This window comes from Bacillus sp. NEAU-242-2 (genome assembly GCF_027853835.1).
GTDB classification, from domain to species: Bacteria; Bacillota; Bacilli; order Bacillales; family Bacillaceae; genus Bacillus; species Bacillus velezensis.
In genome coordinates this window covers 860,070-874,881 of record NZ_JAPNNY010000002.1, presented here as the reverse complement: position 1 = coordinate 874,881, position 14,812 = coordinate 860,070, and the positions used below count along the sequence as shown (strand labels likewise).

Here is a 14,812-nt window from a genome sequence, read left to right as displayed (position 1 = left end):
TGTGATTTTGCGGCAAAGACAGCGTAAACGCATCTATACGTTACCGTACAAATTGCCGTGATCTGTCTAATGAAAGGAGTGTCTCTTATGCCGGATTCTGTGACAAATGACATCAAACAAGCGCTTTTGGCCATGCTTGGAGAGCGGGATATCCGCCGTGTGACCATGAAGGACATCGCCGGACGGGCGCACGTGAGCCGGGGGACACTGTACCTTTATTACGAAGATAAATATGCGATTTTAGAGGATATAGAGGAAGAAATGAAAGACGGGCTGAGCGAAGCGCTGTATGATTCGCTGAAGAATAAAGATGTGCTTCATTTACAGGGCGGATGGCAAAAAGTGCATCCGACACTGTCTTTTGTTGACCGGCATCGGGTGTTTTTTCAAACGATGATGGACCGTCATAAAATGCCGTATTTTCACTTTCATGCTTTTTTAAAAGATGTGTTCCGGCATGATGTGCTGCTGTCACCGGTCAATGCGGATTTCTCACCGACTGAACAGGATATGTACATTCATTACCGCGCGTTATACACGTATGCCATTGTGTTGTACTGGCTGAATGAGGAGCCCGGGGCATCCCCGGAAGAAATCAGCGGACAGGTGTGGGATTTGATTTCTCAAAAACGGTTTTACTGGCTGTTCGGCCGCCGGGTGCCGGAACAAGAAGAAAAAAAGCCCGCCGACCGCCGGGTGACAAGGACGAGGCAGGCCTTGCAAGAAGCCATGATCGGCTTAATGGCGGAAAAAAAAGAGTACGCGGCGATTACGATTTCCGATATTGCCCGTCAAAGCAACCTCCGCCGTGCCACTTTTTATGACCATTACGCCAACAAAGAAGCATTGCTGAAAACGATCATCCATCAATCATGCCGGGATCTGATCGGATTATTGACGGTAAAAGGAGACCCTGCCGACTGCTCCGTGGAAGAAGCGGAAGCCGCGCTCGTCCGTCTCTTTTCGGCACTGTCGGACGGCCTTCCGCTCGTTCATTTTCTGAGAGAGGGTTCCGAAGTGCCTGACGTCATCCCGGAAATGTTCAGAGCGCTGCAATCGTTTTATCTTCATCAGCCTCTGCACATTCAGGCGGGCAAAAAGCTCTATGCATACTATGTCGCGTCCATGCTCGTCGGCCTGATTCAATATCGTCTTCATGAAGGAAAAGACCACGCGCCGGATATGCTGGCCCGGGAGTTTCTGCAGTTTTTGGATGTAAAGAAGTATCGGGTGATTTTGCTGTGAGGATGATGAAAAAGAACTCGGCCGAAAACAGGCCGGGTTCTTTTTTGCTGTTTTCTTTGAGAAGTGCCGATATGAAAGAAACCTTCCATATGGCGCCTGATCAGCATTCTGCCGCCAAACATGACAAATGTCATATTCGGGGCATGATGGCTGCTACTACAAAAGCGTCTGGCGCCCCGTTATACTTGGGATCATAATGAAAAAGAAGGGACATGACATTCATGATCAATCACGCCGCAACTCAAAAACAAGCGTCTTTAAAAAAGCAGGTTGCCGCATTTTCCGGCGCCGATACAAAGCATAGTATCATTCAGCTTTTCAACACGTTTGTGCCGTTTTTTGCCCTTTGGTTTCTTGCTTACTTCAGCCTCAATATCTCCTATCTTCTGACCCTCGCCTGTACTGTTATAGCAGCGGGATTTTTGACAAGAATCTTTATTATTTTCCACGACTGCTGCCATCAATCCTTTTTCAAACAAAAGAAGCTGAACCGGCTGTTCGGGTTTATTTCAGGTGTTCTGACACTGTTTCCGTTCCTTCAATGGCAGCGAAGCCACTCCATTCATCATGCGACGAGCAGCAACTTAGATAAACGGGGCACCGGCGATATTTGGATGATGACCGTCAAGGAATACAACGAAGCGTCAGCCTGGACAAAAATACGCTACAGACTTTATCGCAATCCGTTTATTATGTTTATTCTCGGTCCGATTTACGTATTTCTGATTAAAAACCGTTTCAATGTAAAAGGCGCCCGCCGCAAGGAGCGCTGGAACACCTATTTCACGAACGCGGCGATTGTCTTATTGGCTGCTGCGACGTGCCTGCTTGTCGGCTGGGAAAACTTTTTGCTTGTTCAGGGTCCGATTTTCCTTATTTCGGGGTCAATCGGCGTCTGGCTCTTTTATGTTCAGCACACGTTTGAGGATTCTTATTTTGAAGCTGATGAGCATTGGGATTATGTGCAGGCCGCGGTAGAAGGAAGCTCCTTTTACAAGCTGCCGAAGCTTTTGCAATGGCTGACGGGCAATATCGGCTACCATCATGTCCACCACTTAAGCCCGAAAGTGCCGAACTACAAGCTGGAAGCGGCTCATGAGGGGCACGAGCCTTTAAAAAACGTACCGACCATTACGCTTAAAACAAGTCTTGAATCCATGAAATTCCGTCTGTGGGATGAGGACGAAAAGCAGTTTGTCACCTTTCGGGAGGCGCGGAAAACACCGGCGCCCCATCCGGTGCCGAAAGAACCTTTAAAGAAAAATGCCTGATACGGCGCACGGCTGGCTCTTTCTCTTATCAGAAAGAGCCTTCTCTTCATGCGTGAGGGTGCAATGAAGGCGGTGTTTTGATAAAGTGATGGTAGACACAAGCAGCAGAAGGTGGAACAAAGATGAAGAAGTATTTTAAATTTCAAAAACTGAACGGGATTTCTCCTTATATATGGACGATTTTTTTCATCCTGCCTTTTTATTTTATTTTTAAAAGCTCTTCTACCTTCGTCATCGTGGCCGGCATCATTTTCACGCTCGTTTTCTTTGGCGCATACCGCTTTGCATTTGTTGCAAAAGGCTGGCCGCTTTACTTATGGGCGCTTCTTCTGATCGGCATTTCGACCGGCTCAGCCATGCTGTTCAGTTATATTTATTTCGCTTTCTTTATCGCCTACTTCATCGGCCATATCCGAGACAAAGTTCCATTTTACATCTTATATTACATTCATATCATCAGTGCGGCGGTTGCCGTCAACTTCAGCCTTGTTCTGAAAAAAGAGTGGTTTTTGACACAAATTCCGTTTATCGTCATTACATTGATCAGTGCCATCCTGCTTCCGCTCAGCATTCGAAGCAGAAAGGCACGGGAGCGCCTTGAGGAGAAATTAGAATATGCAAATGAGCGAATTGCCGATCTTGTGAAGCTGGAAGAAAGGCAGCGTATCGCCCGGGACCTTCACGATACACTTGGACAAAAGCTCTCCTTAATCGGACTGAAAAGCGACCTTGCCCGAAAGCTGATATATAAGGATCCTGAACAGGCCCGCACTGAGCTGAAAAGCGTGCAGCAGACGGCCCGCACCTCCTTAAATGAGGTCAGACAAATCGTCTCATCGATGAAAGGCATCCGATTGAAGGATGAGCTCGGCAATGTTCGGCAAATTCTTGAAGCGGCAGGAATTGAATTTGTGTATGAAGAAAAAGAAGCGCCCAAACATATCTCTTTGCTGAACGAAAACATCGTCAGCATGTGCATTAAAGAAGCCGTCACCAATGTCGTGAAACACAGCGGCGCCAAAGTATGCCGCATCACCATTCAGCAGCTTTGGAAAGAGGTCGTCATTACGGTAGAAGACGACGGCAGCTTTCAATGCAGAGAAGACCGCTTTTTTTCAAAGGGGCACGGCCTGCTTGGAATGAGGGAACGTCTTGAATTCGCAAACGGCAGTTTAGCCATCGATACAGCCGCCGGAACAAAGCTGACCATGAGAATCCCGAATGATTCAAAATCAAAAGAAAAGGATGGTAGCAGATGATCAACATCTTCATTGCCGAGGATCAGCAAATGCTGCTCGGCGCACTCGGTTCGCTGTTGAATTTAGAAGAGGATATGACGGTTGTCGGCAAAGGCACAAGCGGCCAGGATGCCATCGATTTCGTGGAAAAACATGCGCCCGACATCTGTCTGATGGATATCGAAATGCCCGGGAAATCAGGTCTTGAAGCGGCAGAAGAACTCAAGGACAGCGGTGTGAAAATCATCATTTTGACGACCTTTGCCCGCTCCGGCTATTTTCAGCGGGCGCTAAAAGCAGGCGTCAGCGGGTACATGCTCAAGGACAGCCCGAGCGATGAGCTCGTCAGCGCCATCCGCAGCGTCATGAAAGGAAGACGCGTCTACGCACCTGAATTAATGGAGGACATCTATAGTGAAGAAAACCCGCTGACCGAACGGGAAAAAGAGGTGCTCGAGCTTGTCGCAGACGGAAAAAACACGAAAGAAATCGCAAACGCCCTCAGCATCAAAAGCGGCACAGTCCGCAATTACGTTTCGATGATTCTGGATAAACTAGAAGTGAAAAATCGAATTGAAGCCATTACCCGATCAAAGGAAAAGGGCTGGTTTAAGTAACCCGCCCTCAGCTTGTTCAGCCAGTGTTTTTTTACACTGGCTTTTTTTATTATCTATCGTCACTCCGTCTCTTCCTTCCACTTCTTATCAATCAGCATTTTTCCCGGCCAAGTGTATGCCATGATGCCGCCGTCTGCGGTGATGTCTTCTCCCGTGACGTAAGAGCTGTCGTCTGAAGCGAGGAAGAGCGCGACAGCCGCCATTTCTTCCGGTTTTCCGAGCCGGCCGAGCGGCGTGACCCATTTGTTGGCTTCACGGAACGCCTCGCCCATTTCGTCTTCTTTCGTGCCTGCCAATTTATCAATGAGCGGCGTTTCAATTGTGCCCGGCGATAAGGAATTGACGCGGATTCCGCTTCTGGCGTAATCAATGGCCATCGCTCTCGTCAGGTTCGTGATTCCGCCTTTTGCGGCGTTATAGCCGGAGCGGTCAAGGTCTGCGGCCCGGCCGGACATGGAGGAGGTGTTGATGATGGAGCCTCCTTTTTCGAGCATGAGCGGAATCAGGTATTTGCTGCACAGAAATGTGCCGCGCAGATCGACGGCGATGATCCGGTCAAAAAGCTCGACCGGGTATTCATGGACTTTGCCGCCCTCTTGGTCAACACCGGCATTGTTAAACAGAATATCAATTGTTCCGTACTTTTGCTGAATGCCGTCCGCAAAAGACTTTACGCTTTCTTCGTCTGATACATCAAGGTGAAAGGCTTCTGCTTCTCCGCCGTTTTTTCTGATGGCGCTGACGGTTTCATTCAGTTCGCTTTCATTGATGTCACCGCAGATCACGCGGGCGCCTTCATCGGCGAAAACCCGTGCCGTCGCTTGTCCGATGCCTGTCGCGGCCCCTGTGATGATTGCGGTTTTGTCTGTTAATCTTCCCATATTGCGATGCCTCCTTTTTTTATAACTGTTCCCGCTGAATAGGGGGATAAACATACGGAGGTTTATTTCTAAATACTTATTAAATATGTTAATATTATGTATATACATCATTGGGAGGTTTACATATTTTGAAGATACAGCATAAGAAGGAGATAGCGTTTTATTGTTATGCCATTGTTCCTATGGGATTTGTGATTTACACCGTTATCTCTATTCTATTTCAGGACATCACGTTTCCTCTCACTGTAAGAAATGTTCTGCATGAGTCTTTGCGAAACTTGGGATCTCTTATCTTATTTAGTTTGTTTTTCTACCCGTCATACATATGGATGAAGAAGGAATTCGGCCGCCGGAAAGAAGCAGAGGGGAGAGGATGATCAACATTCTCTCTTTTTTATTGATAAAATGGGTGAAATGAATCCATTAACATGTTAAATTTACAATATATGCATCTGCTAATCCTAGTTGACAATTGTCACTGTATATGATAAATAGATGCTGAAAAGATTTTACATAACATCAAAGCATAATTAAAGGAGAGATCTGAAGTGCGGAAAAAAAAGTTTAAAGCAGAATCCAAGCGATTGCTGGACATGATGATTAACTCCATTTACACGCAGAAGGAAATTTTTCTCCGCGAGTTAATTTCCAACGCGAGCGATGCGATTGACAAAATCTATTACAAGGCGTTAACCGATGATTCATTAACGTTTGATCAAGACAATTACTACATAAAAGTGACGGCGGATAAAGAAGCGAGAACGCTCACCGTCACAGATACCGGTATCGGGATGACAAAAGACGAGCTTGAACAGCATCTCGGCACGATTGCGAAAAGCGGTTCACTCGCTTTCAAGCAAGAAAATGACTCGAAAGACGGCCATGACATTATCGGCCAGTTCGGCGTCGGGTTTTATGCGGCGTTTATGGTGGCTGATAAAGTCACGGTGAAAAGTAAGGCGCTCGGCAGTGACGAGGCGTATGTATGGGAGTCGGAAGGGGCCGCCGGCTACACGATCGCGCCGTGTGACAAGGAAACCGTCGGTACGGAAATCACCCTGAAAATAAAAGAAAACACAGAAGATGAAAGCTATGATGAGTTTTTAGAAAACTACCGCATCAAAGCGATCGTGAAAAAGTACTCTGATTTTATCCGCTACCCGATCAAAATGGAAGAGACGGTCAACAAGCCGAAAGAGGGCAGCGAGAACGAATTTGAAGAAGTTCAGGAAGAACAGACGGTCAACAGCATGGTTCCGATCTGGAGAAAAAACAAAAGCGAGCTGACGGATGAGGATTACGAGGCTTTTTACGCCGAGAAGCATTACGGTTTTGATAAACCGCTGACCCACGTGCATATCAGCGTCGATGGAGCGGTGCGCTACAATTCGATTTTGTTTATTCCGGAAAACATGCCGTTTGACTATTATACGAAGGAATTCGAAAAAGGATTGGAGCTGTATTCCAACGGCGTGCTGATCATGAACAAATGCGCCGACCTGCTTCCGGATCATTTCAGCTTTGTAAAAGGCATGGTGGATTCTGAGGATCTGTCGCTGAACATTTCCAGAGAGATGCTGCAGCACGACCGCCAGCTGAAGCTGATTGCGAAAAACATCAATAAAAAAATCAAAGCCGAGCTGAAGAGCCTGCTGAAGAACAAAAGAGAAAAATACGAATCTTTCTATGAATCTTTCGGCAGACAGCTGAAATTCGGCGTCTATAATGATTTCGGCGCGAATAAAGACGTCTTAAAAGATCTGCTTCTCTTCTATTCATCTAAGGAGAAAAAGCTCGTCACTCTGGACGAATATGTGTCCAGAATGCCTGAGGATCAAAAATATATCTATTACGCGTCCGGCGATTCATATGAGCGGATTGAAAAGCTGCCGCAAACTGAAATGGTGGCGGACAAAGGCTACGAAATTTTATATTTCACGGAAGATATTGATGAATTCGCGATCAAAATGCTGACAAGCTACGAGGAAAAAGAGTTCAAATCCGTCTCAAGCGCCGACTTAGGCATCGACAGTGACGAAGATGAAAAGCAGACTGAAGCCGAAGAAAACGAATATAAAGACCTGTTCGAAAGCATGAAAGAGATTCTTGCGGATAAAGTCAAGAACGTCAGAGCATCGAAACGCTTAAAATCCCATCCGGTCTGCTTTGCGACAGACGGCGAAGTGACGATCGAAATGGAGAAAGTATTAAACGCCATGCCTGACAGCCAGCAGGTCAAAGCGGAAAAAGTGCTGGAAATCAACCCGAACCACGAAGTGTTTGAGACGTTAAAGAACGCGCACGGGCAAGATCGGGAAAAGCTTGCTTTATACACAAACCTGCTGTACAATCAGGCGCTTCTGATTGAAGGACTGCCGATCCATGATCCAGTCGAGTTTACGAATGACATCTGCAAAGTTATGGTATGACGCCAAAAAGGAATCGCCCAGCGGGGGCGATTCCTTTTTTGATTACAGTGTGCGCTGTTTAAGAATTTGATTTTGTTTGCTGCGCTTCTTTAAGGAGAACCGTTTTTTCAAGTGCGTTTCGATTTCTTCTAAACTTCTGCCCTTCGTTTCAGGAACGATGTAAGCGGCGAAGAAGAAGGATGTGAGGCAGATGACTGAGAATATTCCGAATACCCAGCCGATGCCCATGGCGCTCAGCATAAGCGGGAATACCAGTGAAACGACCAGGTTTGTTGCCGACAGAATCAATGTCGTAAATCCGGTTGCGGCTCCGCGTGCGTTTGACGGGAACAGCTCCGGCATCAGGACCCATACGACGGGACCCCATGTCGCCTGATAAAAGACGATATAGATTCCGAGAAACAGCACGGTCAGCCAAGCTGTTGAAGCTGACAGGCCGGCCAGAAGGAGAATGGCTGATAGTGACGCCAGGCTCAAGGTAATGCCGACACTTCCCCACATCAGCAGTTTTTTCCGGCCGATCCGGTCAATTAAGATCATGGCGGTGATACACATGATGACGTTTAAGACACCGATGCCCATCGTGCCGAGAACGGACGCCGAAGTGCCGAGTCCGGCCTTTGTAAAGATGGTCGGCGCATAGTAAATTACCGTGTTGATCCCGACCGCCTGCTGGAAGATGGCGAGGCCGATCCCGATCAGCAGCATAGGGCGGATCCATTTTGCTTTCAGCAAGCCGAGTGTAGATTCTTTTTTCTCAGCTTCTCCTTGTTTCATTTCCGCCAATTCAACGGCGATATCCTCTTTGTCGTGAGTCATTTCCATGACTTGTCTGGCTTCCTGCTCACGGCCGCGTTTGACGAGCCATCTCGGAGATTCCGGCATAAACGCGATTCCGATTAATAAAAGCGCCGCCGGTACTGCCGCGAGACCGACCATCCAGCGCCAAGCTTCAAACGGGGTGAATATGTAATTCACAATATATGCGAGTAAAATTCCGGTCACAATCATTAAGTTATTCAATGTGCCGAGCGTTCCGCGTATTTTTGTCGGCGCCATCTCAGATAGATAAACGGGAACCAGCGCCGTTGAGCCTCCGACGGCTAACCCGAGAATGACACGGGAGATAATCAGCATAGTGACGGTTTGCGAAGCCGCACAGGCAAGCGCGCCGATAATAAAAATGAGTGAAAGGACGAAAACCACTTTTCTCCGGCCCCATCGGTCAGAGCATGTCCCGCTTAAGGCGGACCCGAAAATCGCACCGAGCAGCAGCATGCTGACGACCAATCCCTCGGTCAGCGTGTTTAAAGGAATATCATTGTTAATAAATAACAAAGCTCCTGAAATCACACCGGTGTCATAGCCGTAAAGCAGCCCGCCCAATGCTCCGAAAAAGTAAATCAGGTATTTTTTGGTGTTTTTCTTCACAGATGATCCTCCTCATCTTTTGGAACGCATAATAGTTTATTTAGATAACTATTTCATTCCCCGAAGAGAAAAATATAAACATAAAAAAACACGCCCTTTCAAAAAGGCGTGTTTTTTTCTTATGAAAACAGCTTATCAATAAACGCGATTTCTTCAGCAGATAGCGTAATGGAGGCTGCTTTCACGTTGTCTTTTAATTGATCCGCGCGTTTGGCGCCCGGAATCAGGATATCGATTTCAGGTCTCGCCAAGTACCAGGCAAGCACGATATGCGCCGTATCGGCATTGTGCTTTTCGGCAATCGGTTTGAGCTGGTTGACTTTTTTGATGTTTTCTTTAAACTGCTCCCCTTGGAAATGCGCCTGATCATTGCGCAGGTCGCCTTCCGGGAAGGTTGTGTTCTCGTCGTATTTGCCGGCCAGCAGTCCGGATACGAGCGGGAAGTACGGAATGAATGAGATGCCGTGTTCTGTCGTATAAGGGAAGAAAGTCTTTTCCGCCTCACGGTTCAGCAGGTTGTATTCTCCTTGAACCACGTCGACTAAGCCGTCTTTATTGGCTTCTTTCAGCTGCTCCAAAGAGAAATTGGATACGCCGATGGAACGGATTTTTCCTTCTTTTTTCAGCTCATTCAATGCTTGAACGGCTTCGTCCTTCGGCGTGTGCTCATCCGGGAAATGGATGTAGAATAAATCGATGTAATCAGTCTGCAGGCGTTTCAGGCTGTCTTCGACTGATTGTTTCAAAAAGGCCGGTGAGTTGTCGAAAACAAAGTCATTGCCTTCTTTTCTGTGAGCGGCTTTTGTGGCGATGAAGACATCCTCGCGGTTATATTCTTTCAGCACCTCGCCGATCAATTCTTCAGAACGGCCCACACCGTAAATATAGGCAGTATCTAACATGGTAACGCCGCTTTTAATCGCTTCCCGGACCAATTCTTTTCCCGTTACTTCATTCAGATTCGGATAGAGATTGTGTCCGCCGACCGCATTTGTTCCCAAACCGATCGGAAATACCTTTAGGTCAGTTTTGCCGATTGTTACTTTGCTCATGTTTTCGCCCCCTGAAAAAATTGGATATCATAGCGCCTGCCGGAAAAATACGGCAGCGTTCTCTATTAACTATAACGCTATGCCAAGTGAATGTCGATTTGGTGCTCTTGGCAATACTTCGTATATTCCTCATCGAGCTGCTGAGAAGTGACAATGCTGTGAAGCCGGTCGAAAGGCGCGTATGTCAAAAGCGTGGATTTGCCGAATTTGGAATGATCCGCGAGCAGATACACTTCGTTCGCCTTTTCGGAAATTTTCTTTTTCACCTCGTATTCCAGTAAATCGGAATTCGTCAGGCCGTGGGTGATCGTTGTCCCGGTAGCGGACATGAACGCCTTGTTAATGTTGTATTTATTGAGGGTGCTCGGATCATCAATGCCGACAAACGACCTTGTCTTCCGCTTGTAGTTATTGCCGATGATGATCAGGTCGATATTTTTCATGGATGAAGCGGCGTTAATAATATCAAGGCTGTTCGTCAACACCGTTACATTCTTATCCGGATCAAGCGTCTCCAGCATCGATTTGGTCGTCGTGCCGGAATCAATAAATACAAGATCGTGATCCTCGATAAACCGCGACGCATAGCGGGCGATTTTGATTTTTTCATCCTGATGTTGAATGGTGCGGTTCTCAAAAGGGACGAGCACAGATTTTTCTGCTGACGTCACGCCGCCGTACACCTTTTTGATCACCCCTTTTTCCGCAAGCTTATTAATATCGCGTCTGACCGTGTTTTTAGAGACGTTGAATACCTCGCACAGCTCATCCAGCGAAGTGGCTCCGTGTTTGAGAATGTATTCTTCCATCTCCTGAATCCGCATCAGTTTCATAAAAAAACTCCTTCTAGAATTCTTAAAGTAATTAAAATATATAATAAACACCAAGAGTTAATCAATAGTTACTTAACAAATGATAAAAAAGAGGGTTCCCACCGTACGATTCGACACGGTTCTCCAAGTTCCTGTTTTCCCGCTCAAAAAAAGTACGATAAAAATAATGAAAAAATTTTGATTTTTTAGATTGACTTGAAGGTGTGTTGGGCTTACAATGTAACCAAGAAATGACCAAAATATAACCTGTAAAATCAAAATTGAAAGATGTAATCGTTTGCTTTATCCGTCACATGACCAACTTTTACATGGAAAGATTGGGATTCACCATCATTTTAGCATTTGTAAGCGTTTAATTCATGTCTTTTATATGAAAAAGATGAATATATTCATCCGTTATTATCCAGCTGACAGGATGTTTACTATTTAAGGAGGCAATGAGAATGGCAGAGATCAGAAAACTGAAAAACTACATCAATGGTGAATGGGTTGAAAGTAAGACAGATCAATATGAAGACGTTGTCAATCCGGCGACAAAAGAAGTGATGTGCCAGGTTCCGATTTCTACACGGGAGGATGTGGAATACGCCGTCCGCTCAGCGTCAGAAGCGTTTAAAACATGGTCGAAGACGGCGGTGCCGCGCCGTGCGAGAATTCTATTTAACTATCAGCAGCTTCTCCAGCAGAACAAAGAAGAGCTTGCCCGTCTGATCACTTTGGAAAACGGTAAAAACACGACAGAAGCACTCGGTGAAGTGGGACGCGGAATTGAAAACGTCGAATTCGCAGCGGGAGCGCCGTCACTCATGATGGGCGATTCACTTGCCTCTATCGCGACGGATGTAGAGGCGGCGAATTACCGCTATCCGATCGGGGTGGTCGGCGGTATCGCACCGTTCAACTTCCCGATGATGGTCCCGTGCTGGATGTTTCCGATGGCAATTTCGTTAGGAAACACTTTCATTCTGAAGCCTTCTGAGCGCACGCCGCTGTTAACGGAAAAACTGGCAGAGCTGTTTGAACAGGCCGGTCTGCCGAAGGGTGTCTTCAATGTCGTGCACGGCGCGCATGACGTCGTAAACGGCATTCTTGAGCATCCGGAGATTAAAGCCATCTCATTCGTCGGTTCAAAACCTGTCGGCGAGTATGTTTTCAAAAAAGGCAGCGAACATTTGAAACGCGTGCAGGCGTTAACGGGCGCAAAAAACCATACGATCGTGTTAAATGACGCCCACCTTGAAGATACGGTCACAAACATTATCGGCGCGGCATTCGGTTCGGCAGGAGAGCGCTGCATGGCATGCGCGGTCGTGACGGTTGAAGAGGGAATCGCCGATGAGTTTATGGCGAAATTACAGGAAAAAGCAGCGGACATCAAGATCGGAAACGGACTGGATGACGGCGTATTTTTGGGACCGGTCATCCGCGAGGACAACAAAAACCGCACGCACAGCTATATTGAAAAAGGCATCGAAGAAGGAGCGAAACTGCTTTGTGACGGCCGTGAACATGTAACGGAAGACGGCTATTTCGTCGGACCGACGATTTTTGACAACGTGACGACGGATATGACGATCTGGAAAGATGAGATCTTTGCGCCCGTTCTGTCGGTCATGCGTGTGAAAAATTTAAAAGAAGCGGTTGACATCGCCAACCAGTCTGAATTTGCGAACGGCGCCTGCCTGTTCACTTCAAATGCGAACGCGATCCGCTACTTCCGTGAGAATATTGACGCGGGAATGCTCGGCATCAACCTTGGCGTCCCGGCGCCGATGGCATTCTTCCCGTTCTCGGGCTGGAAGTCTTCTTTCTTCGGCACATTGCACGCAAACGGAAAAGACAGCGTCGACTTCTATACACGTAAAAAAGTCGTGACGGCACGATACCCGTCTCCTGACTTCAATTGATCAGACAGCCGGCCCGGACGGCTTTGTGATTCCGTCCGGGTTTTCTTTTACCATCCATTAAGGAGGAATAAACATGAGTTATTTGCTGCGCAAACCGCAGGCCGATGAGATTTCTCAAGGCGTGACCATCATACATGACGTCACTTCAGCCAATTCAGACCTCAAATACGTCGGATTTAAAGTCGTTGATCTTGCTCCCGGCTCAACATATACAGAAGATTTGAAAAAGACGGAGTGCTGCATCGTTGCGGTAACGGGAAAAGTTACCGTCACTGATTATGATCAGACATTTGAAAGCATCGGCACCCGTGAAAGCGTATTTGATAGAAAACCGACGGACAGCGTTTATGTGTCCAATGACCGCTCTTTTGGAATCACAGCTGTCAGCGGGGCGAGGGTCGCGCTGTGCTACTCTCCGTCCGAACACCAGCTTCCGACAAAGCTGATTAAAGCGGAAGACAACGGTGTGGAACATCGCGGCAAGCTGGCAAACAAACGAACCGTTCATAACATTCTCCCCGATTCAGATCCATCGGCAAACAGCCTTCTCGTTGTTGAAGTTTACACGGACAGCGGCAACTGGTCGAGCTACCCGCCTCATAAACATGACCAAGACAATCTGCCGGCTGAATCCTTTTTAGAAGAAACCTATTACCATGAAACGGACCCGCCGCAGGGATTTGTCTTCCAGCGTGTGTACACGGACGACCGCTCGATTGACGAGACGATGACCGCAGAAAATGAAAACGTTGTCATCGTGCCGGCGGGCTATCACCCGGTTGGTGTTCCGGACGGGTATACCTCTTACTACCTGAATGTCATGGCGGGACCGACACGAAAATGGAAGTTTCATAATGATCCGGACCATGAATGGATTCTGGAACGCTGATAAGTGAGGAGTGGCAGATAACGATGAAATATACGTTTAATGAAGAAAAAGAGTTTGATATTGTCGCGATCGGACGCGCGTGTATTGATTTGAACGCGGCGGAATACAACCGGCCGATGGAAGAAACGATGACGTTTTCTAAATATGTCGGCGGCTCCCCGGCAAATATTGCGATCGGCAGCGCTAAGCTCGGATTAAAAGCCGGTTTTATCGGCAAAATCCCGGATGACCAGCACGGCAGATTTATCGTTTCTTATATGCAGGAAAAGGGCGTTGATACGTCACAAATGACCGTTGACAGAGAAGGGCGCAAAGCGGGGCTCGCTTTTACGGAAATTCTCAGTCCCGAAGAGTGCAGCATTCTGATGTACCGGGATGACGTGGCGGATTTGCATCTAGAGCCGTCCGAAGTCAATGAAGGCTACATCGCAAACGCGAAAATGCTGCTCGTATCAGGTACGGCGCTTGCGAAAAGTCCGTCGCGCGAAGCCATCTTAAAAGCGGTGCAAATCGCAAAAAAACATGGCGTAAAAGTCGTGTTTGAGCTCGACTACCGTCAGTATACATGGCAATCGGCAGAAGAAACAGCCGTGTACTACACGCTGGTGGCGGAACAATCCGATATCGTCATCGGTACGCGTGACGAATTTGACGTAATGGAAAACCGCAGCGGCGGAAATAACGATGAAACCGTCCGCCATTTGTTTGCGCACTCCGCCGACCTTGTCGTCATTAAGCACGGCGTTGACGGATCATACGCATACAGCAGATCGGGGGAAGTTTTCCGGGCGCACGCCTATAAAACAAAGGTGCTGAAGACCTTCGGAGCGGGTGATTCCTATGCGTCAGCCTTCATCTACGGACTGGTCAGCGGCCGGGATATTGAAACGGCTTTAAAATACGGGAGCGCTTCCGCTTCCATCGTCGTCAGCAAACACAGCTCCTCAGAAGCAATGCCGGCTGCCGGTGAAATCATCGAACTGATTGAAGCGCAGCACAGTCTTAACGGTAAATAGAAC

General features: G+C 47.4%; 13 protein-coding genes. 9 read left to right on the top strand and 4 right to left on the bottom strand.

The window, feature by feature from the left end:
• Positions 1–87: 87 nt before the first annotated feature.
• The 4 genes from OWN49_RS09405 (at position 88) to OWN49_RS09390 (ending at position 4,371) form a co-directional block, all read left to right on the top strand.
• Positions 88–1,245 carry a TetR/AcrR family transcriptional regulator gene (locus OWN49_RS09405; protein WP_015418578.1) on the top strand — a complete coding sequence of 386 codons (1,158 nt, stop codon included), beginning with the start codon at positions 88–90 and terminating at the stop codon, positions 1,243–1,245.
• A 221-nt stretch (positions 1,246–1,466) separates the two neighbouring features.
• Complete coding sequence (locus OWN49_RS09400) at positions 1,467–2,516, top strand: fatty acid desaturase (RefSeq protein ID WP_015418577.1); 1,050 nt, start codon at positions 1,467–1,469, stop codon at positions 2,514–2,516.
• Positions 2,517–2,638: 122 nt separating this feature from the next.
• Positions 2,639–3,775: a sensor histidine kinase gene (locus tag OWN49_RS09395; protein WP_014306135.1), complete on the top strand. Its 1,137-nt coding sequence runs from the start codon at positions 2,639–2,641 to the stop codon at positions 3,773–3,775.
• A complete protein-coding gene (locus OWN49_RS09390) occupies positions 3,772–4,371 on the top strand; it encodes a response regulator transcription factor (protein ID WP_007407848.1) in 600 nt (199 codons plus the stop codon). Before OWN49_RS09395 ends, OWN49_RS09390 begins: the two co-directional genes overlap by 4 nt.
• Before the next feature lie 59 nt (positions 4,372–4,430).
• Here the strand turns inward: OWN49_RS09390 and OWN49_RS09385 are convergent, their stop codons facing one another.
• The gene (locus OWN49_RS09385; protein ID WP_077723076.1) at positions 4,431–5,252 is read right to left on the bottom strand and encodes an SDR family oxidoreductase; all 822 of its coding nucleotides are present in this window, start codon (positions 5,250–5,252) and stop codon (positions 4,431–4,433) included.
• A gap of 128 nt (positions 5,253–5,380) precedes the next feature.
• Between OWN49_RS09385 and OWN49_RS09380 the strand changes: the two genes are divergently transcribed.
• Together OWN49_RS09380 and htpG are read left to right on the top strand one after the other, a co-directional pair.
• Positions 5,381–5,629 carry a hypothetical protein gene (locus OWN49_RS09380; RefSeq protein ID WP_021494665.1) on the top strand — a complete coding sequence of 83 codons (249 nt, stop codon included), beginning with the start codon at positions 5,381–5,383 and terminating at the stop codon, positions 5,627–5,629.
• A gap of 171 nt (positions 5,630–5,800) precedes the next feature.
• Positions 5,801–7,681, top strand: a complete 1,881-nt coding sequence (gene htpG, locus OWN49_RS09375; protein ID WP_007614881.1) for a molecular chaperone HtpG — start codon at positions 5,801–5,803, stop codon at positions 7,679–7,681.
• 42 nt (positions 7,682–7,723) lie between these two features.
• Here the strand turns inward: htpG and OWN49_RS09370 are convergent, their stop codons facing one another.
• The 3 genes from OWN49_RS09370 to OWN49_RS09360 form a co-directional block, all read right to left on the bottom strand.
• On the bottom strand, positions 7,724–9,112 hold the full coding sequence (locus tag OWN49_RS09370; RefSeq protein ID WP_065180357.1) for a sugar porter family MFS transporter: 1,389 nt from the start codon (positions 9,110–9,112) through the stop codon (positions 7,724–7,726).
• A gap of 119 nt (positions 9,113–9,231) precedes the next feature.
• Complete coding sequence (locus OWN49_RS09365) at positions 9,232–10,164, bottom strand: aldo/keto reductase (RefSeq protein WP_176283618.1); 933 nt, start codon at positions 10,162–10,164, stop codon at positions 9,232–9,234.
• Positions 10,165–10,241: 77 nt separating this feature from the next.
• The gene (locus OWN49_RS09360) at positions 10,242–10,997 is read right to left on the bottom strand and encodes a DeoR/GlpR family DNA-binding transcription regulator (protein WP_004393223.1); all 756 of its coding nucleotides are present in this window, start codon (positions 10,995–10,997) and stop codon (positions 10,242–10,244) included.
• A gap of 443 nt (positions 10,998–11,440) precedes the next feature.
• Here OWN49_RS09360 and iolA point away from each other — a divergent pair, with 443 nt between their 5' ends.
• The 3 genes from iolA to iolC all read left to right on the top strand — a co-directional run bounded on the left by iolA (position 11,441) and on the right by iolC (position 14,809).
• Positions 11,441–12,904 carry a methylmalonate-semialdehyde dehydrogenase gene (iolA, locus tag OWN49_RS09355; protein ID WP_014306132.1) on the top strand — a complete coding sequence of 488 codons (1,464 nt, stop codon included), beginning with the start codon at positions 11,441–11,443 and terminating at the stop codon, positions 12,902–12,904.
• 73 nt (positions 12,905–12,977) lie between these two features.
• The gene (iolB, locus tag OWN49_RS09350; RefSeq protein ID WP_176283617.1) at positions 12,978–13,793 is read left to right on the top strand and encodes a 5-deoxy-glucuronate isomerase; all 816 of its coding nucleotides are present in this window, start codon (positions 12,978–12,980) and stop codon (positions 13,791–13,793) included.
• Positions 13,794–13,816: 23 nt separating this feature from the next.
• Positions 13,817–14,809 carry a 5-dehydro-2-deoxygluconokinase gene (gene iolC, locus OWN49_RS09345; RefSeq protein WP_176283616.1) on the top strand — a complete coding sequence of 331 codons (993 nt, stop codon included), beginning with the start codon at positions 13,817–13,819 and terminating at the stop codon, positions 14,807–14,809.
• The last annotated feature ends 3 nt before the right edge of the window (positions 14,810–14,812 follow it).